We start from the raw sequence: 20,557 nt of genomic DNA, 5'->3' as shown, positions 1-20,557 counted from the left end.
GCTGGCGCTCAAGGTGCTACTGGCGCTCAAGGACCGGCTGGTGCTCAAGGTGCTACTGGCGCTCAAGGACCAGCTGGTGCTCAAGGACCAGCTGGTGCTCAAGGTGCTACTGGCGCTCAAGGACCAGCTGGCGCAACAGGTGCTACTGGGGCTCAAGGACCGGTTGGCGCTCAAGGACCAGCTGGCGCAACAGGTGCTACTGGCGCAACAGGAGCAGCGGGTACTCCAATTCCTGTAACTATCGCAGCTATCGGAAACTCAAATCCACAAACTATATCCCCTGGAACAAACATCCAATTCAATCAAGTTTTTGAATTAACTAATATCTCTTTCAACGATACTTCAGATACTTTAACAATTTTAGAAACAGGCGTATATGATATTAGTTTCTCAGCGTCTACAACTTTCCCAGGATCTTCACCATTCGGATTCGGTATTTCATTCAATGGCCAACCACCTAATCGTAACTTCTCAACTAACGTTATCGGTAGTGCTGTTTCTTTCTCTACAATCGTTACTTTACAAGCTGGTACAACGATTGCTGTACAGCCTACAGCAAACACTATTTCTATTCCTAACACAGGCGATACAACTGCAACACTATCCGTATTCCGAATTTACTAATTTTCAATCAATAAGTATATTTATAATAATATGTATCGTTTAACCGTGCATTAAATCTCTCTTTATATAGAAAGGAGCACTTATTTGGGAGGATAAGTGCTCCTTCTTTACGTTTCTTTACCTCAAATTTACTCTGTCTTAATCCTCATTTTGTATGATAAATAGTGAAGTCAAAGATATGAAAGAGGGATGAAAATGAGAGTTATGTCACTAATACGCATTTGGGTTGCTCTTATGGTATGCATTATTTTATGTGTAGGATTTTTTTTAACTCTAAAATATTCCACTATATCAAAAGCAGAGAGAAAAACTGTTCCATACAAACTTTTGTATACAAAACAAAGCAACATCCCTTATTCCAATGCCTCAAATAATGAAAAAAAAGTTATAAAAGGAATGCTTATTACGAAAGCTGCTAGTTCCGAAGCGTTACTTCAAATTGCTGAAACGATTAAAGTTCAGTATACAAATAAAGAAATTGATGAAATCATGCTTTCTATCCATAATGAAAATAATGGTGTTTACGAAGAAGAATTACCTTACGAGCCTATTAGTAAAGGAAAAATAATCATCACATACGATTCTCAATCCTTTGGCAGTACAAATGTTACACTTAACGAGTAATACTATTTATCCCAATTGATATGGGCTAACAACTCGTAAGGATAGATACAGCTCTTCCCACCGATTAAAAGTTCACTTAATTTCTCATACGAAAAAGAGGCGAATTTCGTTATTCGCCTCTTTCTTTTACCAAAGTGAAGGAATCCATTCTTTTACTTTGTCGAGCCACTCTTGTTGCTCTTTTTTTCTTTGCTGTTCCTCTTCTTTCCTTTTCTTCTCTTCTTCTTTTCTTCGTTTTTCCTCTTCTATTGTATTCAATTGTTTTTTATAATCAGCCTCAGATATGAGCGATAACTGGAATGCTTTTTGAGCTGGATTGGCATTCGCTTTTTTCATAATATCCCGGAACATTGTCGTCGTAATTTGACTCCCCCCTGGAACATAATGATCGCTATCTGTTTTATCAAATCCTACCCAAATCGCACCTACTAAATCTGGTGTGTATCCAACAAACCATGAATCCTTTGCACCAGTGCTTGGTCCATTTACAATTTGAGTAGTTCCTGTCTTCCCGGCCGTATCAACATTATTAACTTTCGCCTTTTCGCCCGTTCCCTTTTCGACAACACCTTTTAATAAATATGTCATCTTTTGAGCAATTTTCTCGCTCGTCACTCGTGTCTCTTTCTTATACCACTGTCCAATTGTTTCACCTTCAGCATTTTGTATCTCTCTAATCGCATGAGCTTCCACTTGGACACCGTCATTTGCAAATGTACTGTATGCTTGAGCCATTACAAATGGAGAGGTCCCAACATGCATCCCACCTAAAGCAATTGGATACGTACGATCTTCTGGCACTAATGGAATACCAAATCGCTCTAAAGATTTCAACCCTTTATCCAATCCAATTTGTTCCAATAGCCAAACAGCCGAAACATTGTACGACTTTGCCACGGCTTCATACATTGTCACATCACCGTGAAAAGTGTGATCACTATTTTGCGGTTTATATTCTTTAATATTAAATGGTTCATCTTTTAATATATCGTATACTTCATACCCTTGCTCTAACGCTGGTACATATACAGCCAGAGGCTTTAACGTTGAGCCAGGTTGTCTTTTTAATTGGGTTGCATGGTTAAACTGTAAAAACTGATACGGTCCTCTACCTCCAACTAAAGCTGGTACACCACCTGTTTTTGGATTTATAAGAACTACACCCGTTTGCATAAGCTGGTCTGAGCCATTATCTTTGAAATAACTCTCATTATTCACAACGTCTTCTACAGCCTGTTGTTTTTTCGGATCAAGCTCTGTGTAAATACGATAACCACCTGCTAAAATTTCATTTTGTGTTAATTCGTACTTGTCCATAGCTTCCCTAACAATATAATCTACATATTGAGAGTATTTCCCCTTGTATTTATCATCCACACCACGTTTTAACACAAGACCGCTCTCTTTTTCTTTATTATACTGCTCGTCAGAAATATATCCTTGCTCTTTCATTAAACTTAATACAACATTACGTCGTTCGATTGACTTATTAAAGTTTTTATATGGTGAATATGCAGACGGTGCTTTAATCAAGCCAGCAATCGTTGCAGCCTCTGAAACCGTTAAATCTTTTACATCTTTATCAAAATAAGATTTAGCTGCCCTTTTTATACCCCAAGCACCTTCGCCAAAATAAATTTGGTTCATATACATTTCAATAATTTCATCTTTTGTATACGTACGCTCTATTTTTTTTGTTAAAAAATATTCCTTTATTTTTCGAGAGTATGTGCGGTCTTGTGTCAGAAATACATTTTTCGCAAGTTGTTGTGTAATTGTACTTCCCCCTGCTACAACTTCTCCTGCTGTAATATTTTTAAAAACTGCACTTATAATTCCACTATAGTAAATACCGTGATGGTTAAAAAACTCCTTATCTTCTACTGCAACAATTGCCTGAACCATAATATCAGGAATATTTCCCCTTTTAATACCTTCTGTTTTAGAAGAAGCTAATTTAGTCGCAACTTCATTATTTGCATCATAAATTAAGGTCGGTTGCGGAACAGCTTGTTTTAATTCAGATATGTCTTGAATGGAAATTATTATATTTATAGCAACAAATAGAGTAGCGAGTAAACTCCCTAATACAATTAATGAATTACGAAGTTTCTTCCTCTTGTTGAACCACTCCTGCATTTTTTTTAAGTGAGTGTTCTTCAATTTCATTCGTTCACTTCCTTCGTTTGTTTACACTCTTCTTTTCAAAAGGAAGAATATACCTCCTTTTAAATTTATTATAATAACGTAGTCGTTCCTATAGTGTAAAGCTTTTCTTTCACATTCATACTTTTTGCAAGAAAAGGACATTCTACAAGTAAGATATTCACTATTGATTATTAATATTATTAATACAACAATGAGAGTTATGTTAAGTTTTTGTAAACTTTTCGATAAAATGTTTTAAAAAACGACAGTTTTTTGTTAGAATTGATTAGCCAATATATTTTACATATATTACTTTTGTGGGGGTAACTAATAATGGTATTTAAATCAAAAAAAGATAAATTTTCTGAAATGTTAATGAATGTTTCAGAAAATTTAAAAGAAGGCGCGCAGTTTTTCGTGGAGTATAAAATTAAAAATGCTAGCGATTTAAAAGAGTTTTCTATGCGCATGAAAGAGTATGAGTCAAAAGGTGACTCATTTATTCACGAAATCATTATGGAGCTAAACAAAGCGTTTATTACTCCAATTGAACGTGAGGACATCCTACAACTTGCAATGAGTATGGATGATGTATTAGACGGATTAGATCATAGTGCTGGTCTATTCGAAATGTATTCTATTACAGAAGCTGATGAATACATGATTAAATTCGTTGAAGCAATTAATCAATGTGCGATTGAGATTGCAAATTCTGTTGAACTACTGTCTAAAAAGAAGTTAGTCGACATTCGTACGAACGCGATTAAGATTAAAGATTACGAATCACAATGTGATGATATTCGCCGTCATGCAATTAAGCACTTATTCTCTCGTGAGAAAGATCCGATTAAGATTATTCAATACAAAGAGATTTACGAGGAGCTTGAAGAAGTAGCGGATAGCTGCCAAAGCGTTGCAAACGTATTAGAAACAATTATTATGAAGAACGCGTAAGGAGTTTGATCATGGATACACTCTTGATACTGACCGTTTTAGTAGTCATTTGCGCTTTAGCTTTTGACTTTATCAATGGATTTCACGATACAGCAAACGCTATTGCAACGGCTGTTTCAACGAAAGCTCTAAAGCCTAGACATGCAATTATTATGGCAGCTATTATGAACTTTTTAGGTGCGATGACATTTACAGGTGTAGCAAAAACGATTACAAAAGATATCGTTGATCCATTTGCCTTGCAAAATGGTTCTCTTGTAATTTTAGCTGCTTTGCTTGCGGCAATAGCTTGGAATTTAATTACTTGGTACTACGGTATTCCAAGTAGTTCTTCGCATGCAATTATCGGCTCAATCGCAGGTGCAGCTATCGCTGCTGCCGGTATTAGCTCGTTAAATCTTAAAGGGTTCATAAAAATTCTTGAAGCTTTAATCATTTCACCGATTATCGCTTTTGTTATTGGTTATATCGTATACAGTATTTTTAAAGTGGTCTTTAAAAACTTTAATTTAACGAAAACGAACAAAAACTTCCGTTTATTCCAGATTTTCACTGCAGCATTACAAGCTTATACACATGGTACGAATGATGCACAAAAAGCAATGGGGATCATTACGATGGCTCTTATGGCCAATAACTATCATACTTCTGACGACATCCCGTTCTGGGTACAATTATGTTGTGCAATCGCAATGGGTCTTGGTACTTCTGTTGGCGGATGGAAAATTATTAAAACTGTCGGTGGACAAATTATGAAAATTCGTCCTGTAAATGGTGTAGCTGCTGATTTATCATCATCACTTGTTATTTTCGGCGCAACATTCATTCACTTACCGGTTAGTACAACGCACGTTATCTCTTCTTCTATTTTAGGGGTTGGTGCTTCACATCGTGTGAAAGGTGTAAAATGGGGAACTGCAAAACGCATGTTAATTACATGGGTTATTACACTTCCTATTTCAGCTTCGTTAGCTGCATTATTTTACGCTTTATTACACTTAATCTTTTAATTAAAAGTCGTCTTCCTTATTTTTCTAGGAAGACGACTTTTTTGTGAACAAACCTTTTTCTTATTAAAAAGCGTGTATAATAATTGGTGGATAAGTTATATAGAGGAGTTGGAAATTTTGGAATACATCATGTTACTTTTCATCGGGTTAATCGCCGGGACAGTCGGGAGTCTAGTCGGGCTTGGTGGCGGAATTATTATTGTTCCGTTATTAATCGGATTACACAGTCTATCACCACAACTTGCAGTAGGAACTTCAATGGTAACAGTCGTTTTTACAGGACTCTCTTCCACCCTTACTTATATGAAGCATAAACGAGTAGATTACAAAAGTGGACTTATTTTATTTATCGGGAGTGGCCCTGGTGGTATCATCGGCTCGTGGGCAAACAAATTTTTAAACCAAGATACATTTTCTTTATATTTTGGGATTTTCCTTATTTTTGTCTCCATCCTTCTTATGTTACGAGACAAATTAAACCCCCTTTCTTTATCAAATATGACGGTAATTAAGCGTACTTTTACAGATAACGAAGGAAACACTGTACACTATCAATTTCCACCGCTTCTCGCTATCTTTATCGCCTTTATAGTTGGTTTTATATCTGGATTATTTGGAATTGGCGGCGGTGCCTTACTTGTTCCAGCAATGATGCTACTTTTTGCATTCCCAGCACATATTGCTGTAGCAACTTCGATGTTTATCGTATTTTTATCAGCAATTGTAAGTTCTGCAACTCACATCTCCCTTGGAAATGTCAGCTGGGTTTACGCATTAATTCTTATTCCTGGTGCATGGATTGGCGGAAAAATCGGGGCTTATATTAATACAAAATTAAGTGGTAATGCCGTAATTAATTTATTACGTATCACATTAATTATTCTCGGAACTAGATTAATCATTACTTCTTTTTTATAACGCGTTCTTTTTAGAATGCGTTTTTCTTATACACATGAATATAAAAATCCTCCTAAGAGAACAAATAAAATTAAACAAACACATAATAACATATAATTGGAAATATGTACTTTCTTCAAGTTGACCACTCCTATAACTGCGACTGTTATCTTTATGATAGCGAAAAAATAATTCACTTGCAGTTACAAAGTGCTAACAATGCAAAATCATTTATTACAAATTTTATCCTTATATTTCATTTCTTTGTATATTCTATCGTTTTAATAAAAAAAGATGTCATATTGACATCTTTTTTAGTGAAGAAGTGACCATCCCATAAAATCCTCATGTACTTGGCACGCCCTCTTATCGTTTCGATCATATAATTCAGCATAACTATCTGTTTCTTCATCATAAGCCATCGTATAAATAATTTGGCCGTCTACTTCAACGGATAACACGACTCCACCTTTCATCTCTTCTACATGAATGATAGCATTCGCCGGAATTCTCATATCCGTCATTTTTATCGCATCTAACAATATACTAAACCCCCTACAGCGTATTCATTGCTAGTACTATTACACACTAAATAGTATACTACTGTAATAGCATATATTTCGTCAATGAAATTGCTGTTTAAAAGCATATTGTCTTTATACATATACGCTAAAATAGAAGAAATATAAATGTTTAAATGGGGGGCTAACATTGATTCTACACAAAGGAGATGTACTATTCCGTCAAGGCGAGGACGGTCCTTTATATTTTATAAAAACAGGTTTATTAAAAGTAGTACGGATAGAAGAAGATGGAACACCATTTCTATTCAACATTATCGTTCCAGGTGAAACGATACCTCACCATTCTTTAATTTCACCGAAGGAATATCACGGTACAGCAATCGCTTTAATGAAAACAGAAGTTGAACCTATAATTAGTAATGAATGGTACGATCAACTTCAGGCAAATCCTGCATCATATGCAAATATTGCTATGCAACTACAATCAAAATTAAGACTGATGCAACAACGTATCGATCAATTGACAACCGTCTCTCCGAAAGAACGTCTACATCGTTTACAAGAATGGTTCACACTATATTTAGGTGACATTCCTATATATGAAATATTAACACAAACTGAAATCGGTCAACTCATAGGTATACGCCGTGAAACGGTAAATCGGCTGTTACGGGAACAAATAAAAAACGAGGTAAAATAATACCTCGTTTTTACTTATTTCAAACTTCATCTATTGTAAGCTTGCTGCTGGACCGAAAAATTCATAATGAATATGCTCTTGTTCCACACCTAAATTAGTTAATGCAGCATTTATATGCTTCATAAATGGTACGGGACCACAGAAATAAAATTCTGCTTCCGTTGTCGGAATAATAGTTTGTAACCATTCAGCTTCAATGAAACCTTCTTTATCAAAGTTCTTCATTTCCAAATCTTTTTCAGTTGGTGCAGAATAGCAAGTGTATGCTTTAACTTGTTCGTATTCATTATCTACTGCCTCAACGTGTTCTTTCATTGCATGTGTATTACTATTTATCGCTGCATGAACAAAACATACATTACGTTTTGAGTTTTGTTCAATTAACGTATTTAGCATACTCATCATTGGTGTAATACCTACTCCACCACTAATTAGCACAACTGGTAATGTTGAATCCATATTTAATACGAAATCTCCTGCTGGTGCACTTACTGGTAACATATCCCCTTCTTCTACATGACCATGTAAGTAGTTAGATACTTTACCGTCCGGTGTATCTACACCTTTTTCTTTCTTTACACTAATACGATAATATTCTTTTCCAGGAGCATCTGATAAACTATATTGACGATTATGTGTATACGTTTCACCTTCTATATTTATTTGAATCGTTACATATTGTCCTGGGATGAATGAAGAAACTTGCCCACCATCTTCAGGTTTTAAATAAAATGATGTAATAACGTCGCTTTCCTTCACTTTTTTAACAACCACAAATTTACGGAAATCTTTCCATCCACCTTCTTTATGTGCCGCTTCTTCATACATCTCTGCTTCAATGCTAATGAATGCATCAGCAATGACACCATAAGCTTCTCCCCATGCATTTAAAACTTCATCAGGTGCACCTGCGACCTCTTTAATTGCACGTAGTAAACATGTACCTACAATCGGGTAATGCTCTGCTTTAATACCTAAACTTCTATGCTTATGACCAATTTGTTTTACAACTGGAATAATAGCTTCTAAATTATCAATATACGCTGCAGCTGCATAAACAGCATTCGCTAGCGCTTGTTGTTGTCTTCCCTTTTTCTGATTTGTATGGTTGAAAATATTCAATAACTCCGGATGTTCCGAAAATAAAATTTGATAAAATCTCGTTGTAATTTCAACACCTTTTTCTTGTAATAATGGTATTGTTGACTTTACGATTTCAATTGTTTTTGCACTTAACATTGTATCCCACTCCTCTATTTCCTTAACTGTTTTTAGTTTAACTGAATTGTATAGTACATATTGTGATTTTAATCACTATTAACACGGTGTTTTTGTGAATAATATATGAACATTGCACTTACAAAAGAAAATAAGCCAACTAGAATTCTAGCTAGCTTATTATTTGGACTGTATAGCTTGTTCAATTACCCTTATATCTTTTCCATCTCCAAACTCTGTATACCCCCAGATGTTCGTTTCACCTCTATATTTATTTACAATAATATCTAAGTCATGGTATACACGATGTGCATAAACTACATACTCAATATTTTGAAGTTCCACACCTTTTTTTACAATTTCATAGCTTCTATTTACATCACGTTTTATTTTTTCATTCTTTATTTCTGTATGTATATTTTTTAAAGACGATTCTTGTTGTTGAAACCATTGTTTAAATTGGTTCCAGTCCCCTTCTGTATAATTCTCTGCTTTACCGTAATTTAAGGAATTATTATAACTTTCATGCGTCATACGAATAAAATCTAGCACTTTTGTCTCTTCTTGCACATCTTCTATTTGAGCTATTGTACTTACCTCAGCAGGCTTATTCGCATAATGTAATAGCAATTTCATAAGACTATAGCCCGCAATGATCATTACGCTAATAATCCCGAATACAATTAACAATTTCTTCATATACAGAACTCCTTCTCTACTAAAGATATTACAATGTAAGACTATACTTGTAACATTCTCTCGTAGAAATATAATTCCTGTATAAATTCTTCCTATCATTTCGACAATATTTTTCTATACATTTCTCGTTGGTAAATGTTCTTGTAAAACAATGTACCCTTCATAAGCTGTGTAACCGAGTATAGCCATTAATCCGATATAACAAGCAAAGACTGTCCATTTTGTTTTCATATCAACTTTATAATAGTTTTCCTGTTGTCTCTTTTCTGTCTCCCATTCCTGTAATTTTCTTTCTGACATTTCAAATGCTTCTCTTATATGAATTGTATGCGTTTCTTTTTCATCTTCATATGGAACGTAATCAAGCGGCTCAAACTTTGGTAAAAGATGCTCTAACACTTCAATCTTTTGAAGTTCTCCTACTTTTAATTCTTTCTCTCTTTCTTTTTGCCTTAATATATTCATTTCATGTTGCATCATATATATATTTCGATGCACCGCACCTGTTTCTTTTAACTCCTCTTCAAGTCTTGCAACATATTCTTTCATTCCATCAATTCTATATCCTAATTCCTTAATTGGCTCATCTCTCTTTATTACTCTATATAATTCCATACAGCCGATAATAAAAATAAATCCTCCCAAAATACTTTTAAAGTAAATGGCATAACCGAGCAATACAATAAGACCCGCTCCCCAAATCTTTGTACTTACAACTGAGATAATTCGTCCACCATCTAATGGAGAAACCGGAATCAAGTTAAAGAAGTTAATCATACTTCCAAGTAAAATAATTAATGCCCAAAATGGCTCTTTCGTTATTATATAAAGTGGAATCGCAGGTAAAAATGACAACAATCCGAAAAGAGGTCCCATATAGGCGATGTAAGCTTCATCTTTTGCATTTTTCGGCATCTCTTTCATCCCAATAAGAGCACCCATAAATGGAATAAATATTGCTGGCGATGTTGGTATACCTTTTCTTTTCGCAGCCCATAAATGGCCCATTTCATGAATAAACAACAAATAAATGAGCGCTACCCCAAATTTCCAACCATATATAACCGCGTATGCACCAAGTGATAGAAACATACTAAATACCGTTGAAAACTTTGCTAGTTTAAAAATTGCAAATACCCACTTTAACTTAGAAAGTAAAAATAGCCCTATTGCAACAATAATTCCCCATAATCCTTTTTTATTATTTTTCATATTCCTCTCCTTTATCTCTCATTAATGAATCATATTTATTCATCAAAACTATTCTTTTCTCTATTATGACATATTTTTTTCTATCGTTAGAAATAATGTTTATTTAATCCATTTTTAGCCAAAAATATAAATATAAGGAGGTGTTTGCAAATGAATTTACAATCTCTCATAATAGGCGCTCTATCGTTTTTAGCTTCAACTCTTATTTTTTATACCGTTAGTTACGTATTATTATTAGATTTGTTGCCCAATCACGTATTTATTGCCCTTGTCATCCTTTCCGCTCTTATGATTTCTTTTCTTATTACACGAAAATCAATGAATGAGCCATCTGCAAAAGCAAAATAATAGAGAGGGGGTGTTTTCCCCTCTCTATTATCATTTCCTAGGAAAGGTCATATAGACTTTACATTCATCTCGATCCGTAAGAGCTAATTAAAGTTTCATTTTATCTTTGTAAATCCATTTTTTCACCATACTCTTTAACAATTTGAATGATATTTTGAAAAACACCTATTTTTTCTTTTTTGCTATTTAATATTTTCAAATCATAATTTTCATAATATGTTTCTAATGACTTTAATTGTGATTCTGAAGCATCTTTTACCGGAACAGTAGCATGCAATTCATATTGTTTATACCCTTCCTTTACCTTTTCACCTGAAATTTTTTCACTCTCTTTTGCTCCAATTAATTTTTGAACTTTTTCTGGGAAAATGACTTGTAAATAATACTCTTGTTCCTTCTCTAACTTGTTGTATAGTGAATGTGAAATCGTATACCGCACCGTATAATTCACTTTTTGATCGCCTGCTTTAATATGAAACGCAGTAATCTGCAAATCTTTTTTTGTTACTTCCGTTAAAGGACCTACCTGCATCTCATCTTCTTTTTGTTCTGAAACATTTGGAAATATAGCCAAAAGCTTTTCTGTATCTTTTTTATTCAGCATATACATAGCTTTCTTATATTGTATCCATCCTCGTCTGTCTTCTCCTCTTAGCCATGCATAATATGTTTCTTTTTTTCCACCCCTATTAATTTTCATTTCATATTCCGGTTCACCAAAACTACCTGTTACTTCTTGTTTTTCCGCTTTATCTATAATGTCTATTACTAACTTAGCTTCTGATTCCTGTAACTTTTTCTCTTTATGTTTTTTTTGTATAACGGTTACCCCTATCGTTTCTTTCACTTCATTCACCGTCTCTTCCACTTTTTTTGTTTCTTTTTTTTGCTCTATTTGACCACAAGATGCTAGTAACGTAGCAAATAACAACAATACATATTTCCTTTTCAACTTAATCCTCCTTTTACAATAAGAAATTCTTATACTCTTCATATAAAAAACAAAAACGTGAAACACTATAAAATACGCTATACTAAGTATTGAAAGGAGGTCTTCTTCATGTCCATTAATTTTCACGATGCAAATAATAAATACACATACGCACAGCGAAACGCCCATATTTCTTGGGGAGAAATGATAAAAAGTATTACAAATATACAAAACAAACAAATAATTGATATCGGCTGTGGTGGCGGGATTTATACGAAAGAACTTGCTCTTATGGGGGCCAAAAATGTCATTGGACTTGATTTTTCAAAAGAAATATTACAAGCTGCAAAAGAAAATTGTAGCGGCTTTCCAAATATTTCATTCATTCACGGTGATGCACATAACGTCCCATATCCTAATAATACATTTGACATTGTTATTTCGCGCGCAGTGATTCATCATTTACAAGACATTCCTGCATTTCTACGTGAAGCTTCTCGTATATTAAAGAAAAACGGTGTACTTATTGTACAAGACCGAACTATTGAAGATTGTACAATTCCTGGAAGCCCCGAACACATTCGTGGATATTTTTTCTCTACCTTTCCAAAACTCATTGAAATAGAATCAAAAAGGCGGCCAAAAACCACCACGATACAGCAAGAATTACAAAAATATTTTCTTCACGTGTTCCCCTCTCAAACACAATGGGAAGTACGAAAAATACATGATTCTGTAGAAGCATTGCTACAAGATTTATCACCTCGAACAGGTCGATCCATTCTATATGAATTAACAGATCATGAACTTTCTCAACTTCTACAACAGGTCCAGACCGCATTACAAAGCATCTCTCCTATTATCGAAAGAGATCGGTGGACAATTTGGAGCGCCATGAAATTGTAAGGAAGGAAGCCTCACAACATAATGTGAGGCTTCCTTCTTTCATAATCTAATTTTGCAACACTCTTGATATCCTCCACTTCTGGCCTGTGCACTTCCACACTTCGGACATACTAAATATCTAGACTGATTTGTCAACAAACTACCTTTTTGAAAGAGTAAAACTTCTGCTTGTTTAAACGAACGCGAATAATATAACCACATAAAACCAATTATAGCAATAATGCCAAATAATACTCCCATCGCAAGCATTCCAGTCACCTCTTTTGGTTTGTTCTTTCCAGCAAGTGGATTGTTATATTATTCTCTGTAAATTCAAACAATACCTTCTTTACTCCTATAAATATCAACTTTCTCTATAAGTTTTACAATTCTCTACAAATTTTTACTCCCGTTTTACAATTCACCATTCCCTTTACAACAACGAATATCACATTCGATATTTCCATATATAAATATATCTTTCAAAAAAATGTTGACTTTCAAAAAAAAACATGTGACAATACTGTCAGAATACTTGAATAAAAATTCATTGACGAGAACGAGTACGTTATAGGACTGTCCTCCAGAGAGTTGGCGATTTGCTGAAAGCCAACGTTCAGTGCGTAACCGAAAATCATCTCCGAGAAGTAGAACCGAATGTTACAGTAAGTTCTTACCGGCTGTCCCCCGTTACAAGGAACACGTATCATGTTGTACGTTGTAAAGCCGTATACATATAGACTCATTTCTACATGTATAAATTAGGGTGGTATCGCGGGTAAATATAACTCGTCCCTTTCTTTAGGGACGAGTTTTTTGTGTTCTTACAAATGAATTTAAAAAAGGAGGAAAAACAATGAACACTGTATCAAAAAAACATATTTTTTTCACGGGTCTTATGCTATTTTCTTTATTTTTTGGGGCAGGTAATTTAATTTTCCCTCCCATGCTTGGACAAAATGCAGGTGAAAACTTTTGGCCGGCAATGATTGGATTTTTACTAACAGGAGTCGGTTTACCATTATTAACTGTTATTGCAATTTCTTTATCAGGAAACGGCATGCAACAACTCGCAAGTCATGTTCACCCATTATTCGGAATTTTCTTTACTGTAGTTGTATATATCGCAATCGGTCCTTCTATGGGAATTCCACGCGTTGCAAATGTCGCTTATGAAATGGGTGTTAGTTCTTTCTTACCAGAAACAATTCGTTCTAGTAACCTAGCACTATTTTTATACACAGTCGTCTTCTTCGCTATCGTATTTTGGCTTAGTTTAAATCCATCTAAACTTGTCGATCGCATCGGAAATATTTTAACACCTATTTTATTACTCTCTATTCTCTTACTATTTATTAAAAGTGTATTTACACCACTCGGGCAATCAGGACCAGCAATGCAAGAGTATCAAACTTCTCCAATCTTCAAAGGCTTTATGGAAGGATACTTAACGATGGATACCATTTCTGCGCTTGCATTTGGAATTATCGTTGTAAATGCCATTCGCTCTAAAGGTGTGAAGGATCGTAAATCCATTGCCATCGCAACAGCGAAAGCAGGACTTATTGCCGCTACTGGTCTCGTACTTGTATATGGTGCACTTGGCTGGCTCGGTGCAACTAGCGTCTCGCTCGGATATGCACAAAATGGTGGACAATTACTTACTGTTATCGTACAGCAATTATTCGGTCCATACGGTTTACTTCTATTATCTCTAATCGTTACACTCGCTTGTCTAACAACTTGTGTTGGACTTGTATCTGCGTGTAGTCAATATTTCTCAACATTATTGACTAAATTTTCATACAAAATGTTCGCGAGTATCATTTGTGCATTAGGATTATTAGTTGCCAACTTAGGTTTAACGAAAATTATTGCCATCTCTGTTCCAATTCTACTTGTTGTATATCCAGTTGCAATTGTACTCGTCCTACTATCGTTACTTCATAAATATTTCGGTGGATATCGTTCTGTTTATGTAGGTGCTTTAATTGGAGCAGCAATCGTAAGCGTATTTGACGGATTAAAACAAGGTGGCATTTCAGTTTCATTTATCACACCATATTTTGAATTTATCCCTTTATATAATGAAGGAATTGGCTGGCTAATACCAGCATTAGCCGGGGCTATTATCGGCCTTACAATCGCTAAGTTAAGCGGTGCGAAAAAAGTTCCCTTAATAACCGATTCCCGCGAAGTAAAAGCATCCTAAAAAACTCCCGAAAGGGAGTTTTTTACTTTTGATAAACAGTATGATTAAAACTGCTTATTTTATATGCTTTCGTATAATATTCGATATTTGTATCCACTGTTTCTACTTTGACAACATCGTAGCAATCTTCTTGCTTTACTAAAAATAAATAGTACTCTTCTGTCGCCTCAACAATTGCAATTTTATCTGTTTCAACATTATATTGTTCACAAAGCGCTTGTAATGCGTTCACATAATCCCCTAATTTTTTAGACTTATCCATGCCAAATATCGTTTGAACTAACATACACTCTCTCCCCTTTGTATGTATTGTTAACAACTCAATGATAACGCTTACATTTATTAACGTCAATAAAAAGATTTGGCGTAAACTAATAATCAGCGGAGATCCCCCCCACTGATTAAAGTTTCACTTTATCATTTCGTCAATTGATGTCTAAACGCATAAATAACTGCCTGTGTTCGGTCACTTACATTTAGCTTATTTAAAATATTACTCACATGTGTCTTTACTGTTTTGAGGGCAATAAACAATTCATCTGCAATCTCTTGATTACTTTTCCCCTCTGCAATTAATAACAAAATTTCAGACTCTCTTTCTGTTAACTCCTCATGCAAAGGTTGTTCTTTCTTCTGACGCATACGAGACATCATTTTACCAGTAACTTTTGGCTCTAATACCGTTTCTCCATCATAAGTAGCTCGTACAGCGTCTGCTATATCACTCGCTCTTGATGTTTTTAATAAATAACTTGTCGCTCCAGCCTCAATAACAGGGTACAATTTCTCATCATCTAAAAAGCTCGTTACAACTACAATTTTCGCTTCTGGCCATTCCTGAATAATAGTACGTGTTGCTTCAACCCCATCCATCTCATCCATGACAAGGTCCATCAAAATAATATCTGGTCTTAATTGCAGTGCTAACTCTGAACCTTTTCTTCCATTTTCAGCTTCTCCAACTACTTCGATATCTGGCTGCGTTGATAAATATGCTGATACACCCATTCGAACCATTTCATGATCATCGACAAGTAACACTTTTATCATGATTCTCCCCCTCTCTCAATCATAATCGGTACTTTTACTTCTATTTGCGTCCCTTTAGCGGGGAAACTAAGTACTTTTAATGTCCCACCAATTTCATGAACACGCTCTTGCATTGATCTTAAACCATATGAACCAGCCTTATTCACTCCGACTTCAAATCCAACGCCATCATCAATAATTTTTAGAATTGCATATTGATCAATTTTCCGAAGACGTACTTCCGTTTTCTTCGCTTTCGCATGTCGTAAAGTATTGGATAAAGCTTCTTGCACAATACGAAATAAATGATCTTCTACACCTTTTTTCAATTCTATTGGCTCGATTAGCCATTCAATTTTCATATGTTGCTTTCGCGATAATTCCGTCAATAATTCCTCTATGCCTTGTGTCAGTTTCTTACCTTCTAATTGTACAGGACGTAAATGAAGAAGCAATGCTCTCATTTCTGATTGCGCATTTACAACCATATTTTCAACGAGCTGCAACTGCTTGTTTGTCGTTTCTGGAATTTCAGCTACTTGTTCATTAATAGCCGACATCATCATCGACATTGCAAAAAGCTGCTGACTTACAGAATCATGCAGCTCCCTCGCCAATCGATGCCTTTCTTGGGATATCGCTTCTTGTCTCATCTCTTCATTCCAATGAGCTCGTTCATTCGTTACTTTTTGAAAGAGTCCAGCTTGCTCCTCTAATCGACGAGCAAGACCGATTACTTTTCGTTCTACTTCATGAAATTCATCATCTGCAGTAAACGAAACATCGCTCGGAAAATTCCCTCGCTCCACTTCAAATAGAAAAGTATTTAATCCTTGTATACGCTGCTCTATATAGTAACCGATTGCATACCCTACAATTCCCCCGATAAGTAAACTTGTAGTCATAATAAACAAGCCAATTGGAACAGAAGCGATGGATTCCTTCCATAATAAATCATACACTTGTTGCTCGCTTTTCCATACATATACAATTGTACAAATGAGTGCGATACTAACAGAAGACAACATAGAATAACGAATATACATCCACGAAATATTTTTTTGTTTCTTCATTATACTTTCCTCACTTCCGTATCGCCTACGATAAGCGAAGAAATAATTTTAATACGACGAGGAGCTTCTTTATACTGCTCTGTTCTAAATGTAACATTACGATTAAATCCTGTCTCTTCATGTCCTGGCAGGAGCACACGTCCGACAATAACAGAATGATTTAAAGACAGCTCAATATCATATGGCACGTATAAACGAATATTACCAACGATACCTCGGATAACAATTACCGTTTCTCCTTCTGGAATCATAGCAGTTGTTAAATCTATTTCCACATCACAAGCACCATATTGAACATTAATATCCTCAAGTTCATAAATATGATCCATCATTCGCACATTACCTACAAACATGTTTTTTAAATATGGTTCTGTACGATAAATTTGCTTCTCTTCATCTATATATCCTTTTTCTTTAATTTCAACCTTCATTGCTTTTTTCTGATGTCCTTGTTGAATCAATTGATAACCAATTAAAGCTAAACAAGCAAAGACGACAAGAACAAATGCTGCTGATGAAAATAAGAAGAATAAAAATACGATACCACCAACAAATAAAAAGACATTTCCCCTTACATAACGATTCTTCTTACGATAATGCCTTCCAAACATAAGCATAATAAATGCAAAAATGAGACCACCTGGTTCAAAATGTCCAAGTATCATATCAAGAAAAAGACCGAATCCAAATATGATGAGGAGCATCCCCATTAATTGTGTTTTTGAAAATTGTTTCTTCATTTCAGCTCCCCCCTTCTTGTTACATATACATAGAAGAAAAGGCATTGCTTTCCAACACCTTTTCTCCTATCACTATATCATAAGCCTGTTTTATAATATACTACTATTATTTTGTTAACTCTTTCGTTAACGATACATCATTCTTCTCTTTCATTTCACGCTCAAGCTTTGCAATCTTCATATCAAATGTGTCACGTTCATGCTCCTCATTTATACGAGATTCTAAGTCGCGAATATGATCTTCAATTTCTTCAAAGCGTAAGAACGGATTATTTTCATCCATTTTATGCATCGCTGTATTCATACGACGATTTGCATGCGCCATATTTTCACGTGCCATTAATTCCATACGCTTTGCGTTCATTTCTTTTAATTTATTTTTCATTTCTGAAAGACGACGCTCTAACTCATCAATTTGCTCTACAACACCTGCATACATTTCTTCTAATCGAGTTACTTGCCCTTCATAATACGCTACTTCTTCTAACGCACGCTCATGTAGCTGTAATTCGCCTGCTTCTTGAGCGACGATCGCTTGCTTTGATCTTTTATTAACGAAATAACGTGCTTGCTCAAGCTCACGAGCGAAATTAGATTTTAATGTTTTGTGGCGCTCAATTAACTTCTCAATTTTTGTTATTTCACGCTCACTATCGCGTAAATATTGGTTTAACATCGCGATTGGATTTTTTCTTTCTTTCTCATCTAACACATTATGAAAATCTGCTAAAATTGCATCGCGTACACGTCCGAATAAAGATTGTTTCATTATAATCTTCCTCTCTTCTACTTTATAAATTTGATTTAGTTTTTTATTAGTTTTTCATTAACTTGTTCCACTCATCTTCAAAGTTGCTATATGGTTTAGAACTTTCTGGTGCAGAATCAACAACTACATTTTTTTCTTTTTTCCACTCACGGTATCCGTAGTATAAAACTACTAATGCTGCGATACCAATTAATGCTGGGGAATGAGAAAGGGCGATGGACAAGCCGATCAAACCAACAATACCCCAAGCTAACTTTCCAAAAAATGATTGTGCTCGCACAAATGATTTATAGCTCCAGTACACAACTCCTGCTCCAATTGCGAATCCTATAATACCAGCAAGACTACCAAGAGCAATTAAAGCTAAAATACCAGCCGCGATAAACACTAGAAATTGTTTCATCTTGTGCTTGCCTCCCTTCGATTTGATACTCTTATCTTAACTATTTTTTCACTTTTCCATAACGAGCTTAAGAACCGTTTTCGACTCAGACTTAAGACTGAGTTGCATTCAGCCTTTTGTAAAAATATGCGGTAGGATAGGATGATTCACTCTTTTATCGCACATAAAAAGCCGTACAGAGAACATTCTCTGTACGGCTTTCATTACTATTCATAAACTTCATTTTAAATTATGCTGTTTTGTGATACTCTTTCTTTCCCGCTACTTTAGAAAACCTCGGGAAACCAATTAATATAGAAATAATTCCACATACTCCAACTAAAATCGGATAAAACGCATATGGTAACAATTCAATCGGAGATAACGCCGCAAATCCTGCTGCCGTTAACATTTGCGCACCATACGGAATTAACCCTTGCACACAACATGAGAAAAGATCTAATACACTCGCTGATTTACGAGGATCAATTTCATATTGATCTGCAATATTTTTCGCAAGTGGACCTGTAAAAATAATAGAAATCGTATTATTCGCTGTACACATATTCGTCATACTCACTAAGCCAGCGATACCGAACTCTGCTCCTTTTTTCGAACGAATGTTACGAGTTAAAATATTCATTAAATATTGAATACCACCATTATATTGAATCAGTTCGACCATACCACCAATTAAAATAGCAAGTAATACTAACTCCATCATACCGCCCATTCCAGTCGTTACACTTTTAAAGAAACTCTCTAACGTGTAACTCCCATCTAAAAGACCTATAACGCCGGATAGTACAGTTCCACCAGTTAACACAATAAGTACATTCCAACCAAGCAATGCTGTAATAAGTACTCCTGCATACGGTAAAATCTTTATCCAGTCAAAGCTATGCGCTTTAATCTGCGTGTCACTTCCTAAAGTAACGATTACTAATAGTACAATTGTAATAATAGCTGCTGGTAATACAATTAAAAAGTTCGTTTTAAACTTATCTTTCATTTCTGTTCCTTGTGAACGTACAGCTGCGATTGTTGTATCTGAAATAAATGATAAATTATCCCCAAACATCGCCCCACCAACAACAGTAGCCATCGTAAGTGCAATAGAGATATCAGTTTGCCCACTAATACCTACAGCTATTGGTGCTAATGCAGCAATTGTTCCCATTGAAGTTCCCATCGCTAATGAAATAAATGCCCCTATAACAAAAATTCCAGCTACGATAAATCCTTGCGGTAAAATGGATAACGCTAAATTAACTGTAGAATCAACGCCGCCCATCCCTTTTGCTGTTTCAGAAAATGCTCCTGCAAGTACAAAAATCAGAACCATAATCATAATATCCGGGTTCCCTGCACCTTTAGCAAATCGTTCTACTTTTACATTAAAACTTTCTTTACGATTCATTGCTAAAGCGACTCCTACAGCAATTGAAATTGCTACAAGTATCGGCAATTTATAGAAATCACCTGTAATAATTCCAGAACCAATAAATAGCGCCAAAAATATCCCAAGTGGTAATAAAGCCAAACCATTTCCTCTCGTTTCTTTCAAAGTACCATCTC

General features: G+C 35.2%; 23 protein-coding genes and 1 other annotated feature. Of the genes, 9 read left to right on the top strand and 14 right to left on the bottom strand.

Annotated elements, in window-relative coordinates:
• On the top strand, positions 1-624 hold a 624-nt coding region (locus AC1Q8N_RS16650; protein ID WP_493521285.1), incomplete at its 5' end, for a Gly-Xaa-Xaa repeat protein.
• Positions 625-819: 195 nt separating this feature from the next.
• Positions 820-1,248: a hypothetical protein gene (locus tag AC1Q8N_RS16645; RefSeq protein WP_048544855.1), complete on the top strand. Its 429-nt coding sequence runs from the start codon at positions 820-822 to the stop codon at positions 1,246-1,248.
• A 126-nt stretch (positions 1,249-1,374) separates the two neighbouring features.
• Here the strand turns inward: AC1Q8N_RS16645 and AC1Q8N_RS16640 are convergent, their stop codons facing one another.
• Positions 1,375-3,417 carry a transglycosylase domain-containing protein gene (locus AC1Q8N_RS16640; RefSeq protein WP_098077920.1) on the bottom strand — a complete coding sequence of 681 codons (2,043 nt, stop codon included), beginning with the start codon at positions 3,415-3,417 and terminating at the stop codon, positions 1,375-1,377.
• A gap of 312 nt (positions 3,418-3,729) precedes the next feature.
• On the opposite strand from AC1Q8N_RS16640, the gene AC1Q8N_RS16635 reads away from it, so the two are divergent.
• The 3 genes from AC1Q8N_RS16635 to AC1Q8N_RS16625 all read left to right on the top strand — a co-directional run bounded on the left by AC1Q8N_RS16635 (position 3,730) and on the right by AC1Q8N_RS16625 (position 6,278).
• Entirely contained in the window at positions 3,730-4,350 is a 621-nt protein-coding gene (locus AC1Q8N_RS16635; RefSeq protein WP_000231446.1) for a DUF47 domain-containing protein, read from the top strand.
• An 11-nt stretch (positions 4,351-4,361) separates the two neighbouring features.
• Positions 4,362-5,360, top strand: a complete 999-nt coding sequence (locus AC1Q8N_RS16630; protein ID WP_048544857.1) for an inorganic phosphate transporter — start codon at positions 4,362-4,364, stop codon at positions 5,358-5,360.
• 117 nt (positions 5,361-5,477) lie between these two features.
• Positions 5,478-6,278 (top strand): sulfite exporter TauE/SafE family protein, encoded by an 801-nt coding sequence (locus tag AC1Q8N_RS16625; RefSeq protein ID WP_098077917.1) that lies wholly within the window; start codon positions 5,478-5,480, stop codon positions 6,276-6,278.
• 293 nt (positions 6,279-6,571) lie between these two features.
• Here AC1Q8N_RS16625 and AC1Q8N_RS16620 read toward each other — a convergent pair whose 3' ends face one another.
• A complete protein-coding gene (locus tag AC1Q8N_RS16620) occupies positions 6,572-6,799 on the bottom strand; it encodes a hypothetical protein (RefSeq protein ID WP_000882907.1) in 228 nt (75 codons plus the stop codon).
• A gap of 169 nt (positions 6,800-6,968) precedes the next feature.
• Here AC1Q8N_RS16620 and AC1Q8N_RS16615 point away from each other — a divergent pair, with 169 nt between their 5' ends.
• Positions 6,969-7,481, top strand: coding sequence for a Crp/Fnr family transcriptional regulator (locus tag AC1Q8N_RS16615; RefSeq protein WP_048544859.1), 513 nt, complete (start codon positions 6,969-6,971; stop codon positions 7,479-7,481).
• A gap of 30 nt (positions 7,482-7,511) precedes the next feature.
• Here the strand turns inward: AC1Q8N_RS16615 and hmpA are convergent, their stop codons facing one another.
• From hmpA to AC1Q8N_RS16600, 3 genes are all read right to left on the bottom strand, one after another.
• Positions 7,512-8,720, bottom strand: coding sequence for an NO-inducible flavohemoprotein (gene hmpA, locus AC1Q8N_RS16610; RefSeq protein ID WP_098077914.1), 1,209 nt, complete (start codon positions 8,718-8,720; stop codon positions 7,512-7,514).
• A gap of 159 nt (positions 8,721-8,879) precedes the next feature.
• A complete protein-coding gene (locus tag AC1Q8N_RS16605) occupies positions 8,880-9,398 on the bottom strand; it encodes a hypothetical protein (RefSeq protein WP_493521284.1) in 519 nt (172 codons plus the stop codon).
• Positions 9,399-9,512: 114 nt separating this feature from the next.
• A complete protein-coding gene (locus AC1Q8N_RS16600) occupies positions 9,513-10,610 on the bottom strand; it encodes a site-2 protease family protein (protein WP_048544865.1) in 1,098 nt (365 codons plus the stop codon).
• 150 nt (positions 10,611-10,760) lie between these two features.
• Between AC1Q8N_RS16600 and AC1Q8N_RS16595 the strand changes: the two genes are divergently transcribed.
• Positions 10,761-10,958 carry a hypothetical protein gene (locus tag AC1Q8N_RS16595; RefSeq protein ID WP_001053356.1) on the top strand — a complete coding sequence of 66 codons (198 nt, stop codon included), beginning with the start codon at positions 10,761-10,763 and terminating at the stop codon, positions 10,956-10,958.
• Between the two features lie 100 nt (positions 10,959-11,058).
• On the opposite strand, the gene AC1Q8N_RS16590 is transcribed toward AC1Q8N_RS16595, so the two are convergent.
• Positions 11,059-11,910 (bottom strand): YhfM domain-containing protein, encoded by an 852-nt coding sequence (locus AC1Q8N_RS16590; protein WP_098077908.1) that lies wholly within the window; start codon positions 11,908-11,910, stop codon positions 11,059-11,061.
• Between the two features lie 108 nt (positions 11,911-12,018).
• On the opposite strand from AC1Q8N_RS16590, the gene AC1Q8N_RS16585 reads away from it, so the two are divergent.
• Positions 12,019-12,795 (top strand): class I SAM-dependent methyltransferase, encoded by a 777-nt coding sequence (locus AC1Q8N_RS16585; RefSeq protein WP_048544870.1) that lies wholly within the window; start codon positions 12,019-12,021, stop codon positions 12,793-12,795.
• 39 nt (positions 12,796-12,834) lie between these two features.
• Here the strand turns inward: AC1Q8N_RS16585 and AC1Q8N_RS16580 are convergent, their stop codons facing one another.
• Entirely contained in the window at positions 12,835-13,044 is a 210-nt protein-coding gene (locus tag AC1Q8N_RS16580) for a hypothetical protein (RefSeq protein WP_000880630.1), read from the bottom strand.
• A 271-nt stretch (positions 13,045-13,315) separates the two neighbouring features.
• Positions 13,316-13,574: a binding site (T-box leader), on the top strand.
• Positions 13,575-13,630: 56 nt separating this feature from the next.
• On the opposite strand from AC1Q8N_RS16580, the gene brnQ3 reads away from it, so the two are divergent.
• Positions 13,631-14,986 carry a branched-chain amino acid transport system II carrier protein BrnQ3 gene (gene brnQ3, locus AC1Q8N_RS16575; RefSeq protein ID WP_087985517.1) on the top strand — a complete coding sequence of 452 codons (1,356 nt, stop codon included), beginning with the start codon at positions 13,631-13,633 and terminating at the stop codon, positions 14,984-14,986.
• A gap of 22 nt (positions 14,987-15,008) precedes the next feature.
• Here brnQ3 and AC1Q8N_RS16570 read toward each other — a convergent pair whose 3' ends face one another.
• From AC1Q8N_RS16570 to AC1Q8N_RS16540, 7 genes are all read right to left on the bottom strand, one after another.
• Positions 15,009-15,347, bottom strand: coding sequence for a DUF3922 domain-containing protein (locus AC1Q8N_RS16570; protein WP_165775576.1), 339 nt, complete (start codon positions 15,345-15,347; stop codon positions 15,009-15,011).
• Between the two features lie 56 nt (positions 15,348-15,403).
• Positions 15,404-16,036 carry a response regulator gene (locus AC1Q8N_RS16565; RefSeq protein ID WP_048544876.1) on the bottom strand — a complete coding sequence of 211 codons (633 nt, stop codon included), beginning with the start codon at positions 16,034-16,036 and terminating at the stop codon, positions 15,404-15,406.
• A complete protein-coding gene (locus AC1Q8N_RS16560) occupies positions 16,033-17,088 on the bottom strand; it encodes a sensor histidine kinase (protein ID WP_000744323.1) in 1,056 nt (351 codons plus the stop codon). The genes AC1Q8N_RS16565 and AC1Q8N_RS16560 overlap by 4 nt, the downstream gene beginning before the upstream one ends.
• The gene (gene liaF / locus AC1Q8N_RS16555) at positions 17,088-17,828 is read right to left on the bottom strand and encodes a cell wall-active antibiotics response protein LiaF (RefSeq protein ID WP_048544878.1); all 741 of its coding nucleotides are present in this window, start codon (positions 17,826-17,828) and stop codon (positions 17,088-17,090) included. Before liaF ends, AC1Q8N_RS16560 begins: the two co-directional genes overlap by 1 nt.
• A gap of 106 nt (positions 17,829-17,934) precedes the next feature.
• The gene (locus tag AC1Q8N_RS16550) at positions 17,935-18,597 is read right to left on the bottom strand and encodes a PspA/IM30 family protein (protein ID WP_048544879.1); all 663 of its coding nucleotides are present in this window, start codon (positions 18,595-18,597) and stop codon (positions 17,935-17,937) included.
• A gap of 46 nt (positions 18,598-18,643) precedes the next feature.
• Complete coding sequence (locus tag AC1Q8N_RS16545) at positions 18,644-19,000, bottom strand: lmo0954 family membrane protein (protein WP_493521283.1); 357 nt, start codon at positions 18,998-19,000, stop codon at positions 18,644-18,646.
• A 229-nt stretch (positions 19,001-19,229) separates the two neighbouring features.
• Positions 19,230-20,546, bottom strand: a complete 1,317-nt coding sequence (locus AC1Q8N_RS16540) for a Na+/H+ antiporter NhaC family protein (RefSeq protein WP_033659650.1) — start codon at positions 20,544-20,546, stop codon at positions 19,230-19,232.
• Between the last annotated feature and the right edge of the window lie 11 nt (positions 20,547-20,557).

The sequence above is a fragment of the Bacillus sp. GW823-FHT06B01 genome (assembly GCF_058952315.1).
The sequence above is the reverse complement of the archived record's forward strand: the minus strand, read 5'-3'. Positions and strand labels throughout refer to the sequence as shown.

What these genes read in the sequence shown, in the direction of transcription:
- AC1Q8N_RS16645 (WP_048544855.1), top strand. Translation starts at nt 820, where the DNA reads ATGAGAGTTATGTCACTAATACGCATTTGGGTTGCTCTTATGGTATGC.
- AC1Q8N_RS16640 (WP_098077920.1), bottom strand. Translation starts at nt 3,417, where the DNA reads ATGAAATTGAAGAACACTCACTTAAAAAAAATGCAGGAGTGGTTCAAC.
- AC1Q8N_RS16635 (WP_000231446.1), top strand. Translation starts at nt 3,730, where the DNA reads ATGGTATTTAAATCAAAAAAAGATAAATTTTCTGAAATGTTAATGAAT.
- AC1Q8N_RS16630 (WP_048544857.1), top strand. Translation starts at nt 4,362, where the DNA reads ATGGATACACTCTTGATACTGACCGTTTTAGTAGTCATTTGCGCTTTA.
- hmpA (WP_098077914.1), bottom strand. Translation starts at nt 8,720, where the DNA reads ATGTTAAGTGCAAAAACAATTGAAATCGTAAAGTCAACAATACCATTA.
- AC1Q8N_RS16605 (WP_493521284.1), bottom strand. Translation starts at nt 9,398, where the DNA reads ATGAAGAAATTGTTAATTGTATTCGGGATTATTAGCGTAATGATCATT.
- AC1Q8N_RS16600 (WP_048544865.1), bottom strand. Translation starts at nt 10,610, where the DNA reads ATGAAAAATAATAAAAAAGGATTATGGGGAATTATTGTTGCAATAGGG.
- AC1Q8N_RS16595 (WP_001053356.1), top strand. Translation starts at nt 10,761, where the DNA reads ATGAATTTACAATCTCTCATAATAGGCGCTCTATCGTTTTTAGCTTCA.
- AC1Q8N_RS16585 (WP_048544870.1), top strand. Translation starts at nt 12,019, where the DNA reads ATGTCCATTAATTTTCACGATGCAAATAATAAATACACATACGCACAG.
- AC1Q8N_RS16580 (WP_000880630.1), bottom strand. Translation starts at nt 13,044, where the DNA reads ATGCTTGCGATGGGAGTATTATTTGGCATTATTGCTATAATTGGTTTT.
- brnQ3 (WP_087985517.1), top strand. Translation starts at nt 13,631, where the DNA reads ATGAACACTGTATCAAAAAAACATATTTTTTTCACGGGTCTTATGCTA.
- AC1Q8N_RS16565 (WP_048544876.1), bottom strand. Translation starts at nt 16,036, where the DNA reads ATGATAAAAGTGTTACTTGTCGATGATCATGAAATGGTTCGAATGGGT.
- AC1Q8N_RS16560 (WP_000744323.1), bottom strand. Translation starts at nt 17,088, where the DNA reads ATGAAGAAACAAAAAAATATTTCGTGGATGTATATTCGTTATTCTATG.
- liaF (WP_048544878.1), bottom strand. Translation starts at nt 17,828, where the DNA reads ATGAAGAAACAATTTTCAAAAACACAATTAATGGGGATGCTCCTCATC.
- AC1Q8N_RS16550 (WP_048544879.1), bottom strand. Translation starts at nt 18,597, where the DNA reads ATGAAACAATCTTTATTCGGACGTGTACGCGATGCAATTTTAGCAGAT.
- AC1Q8N_RS16545 (WP_493521283.1), bottom strand. Translation starts at nt 19,000, where the DNA reads ATGAAACAATTTCTAGTGTTTATCGCGGCTGGTATTTTAGCTTTAATT.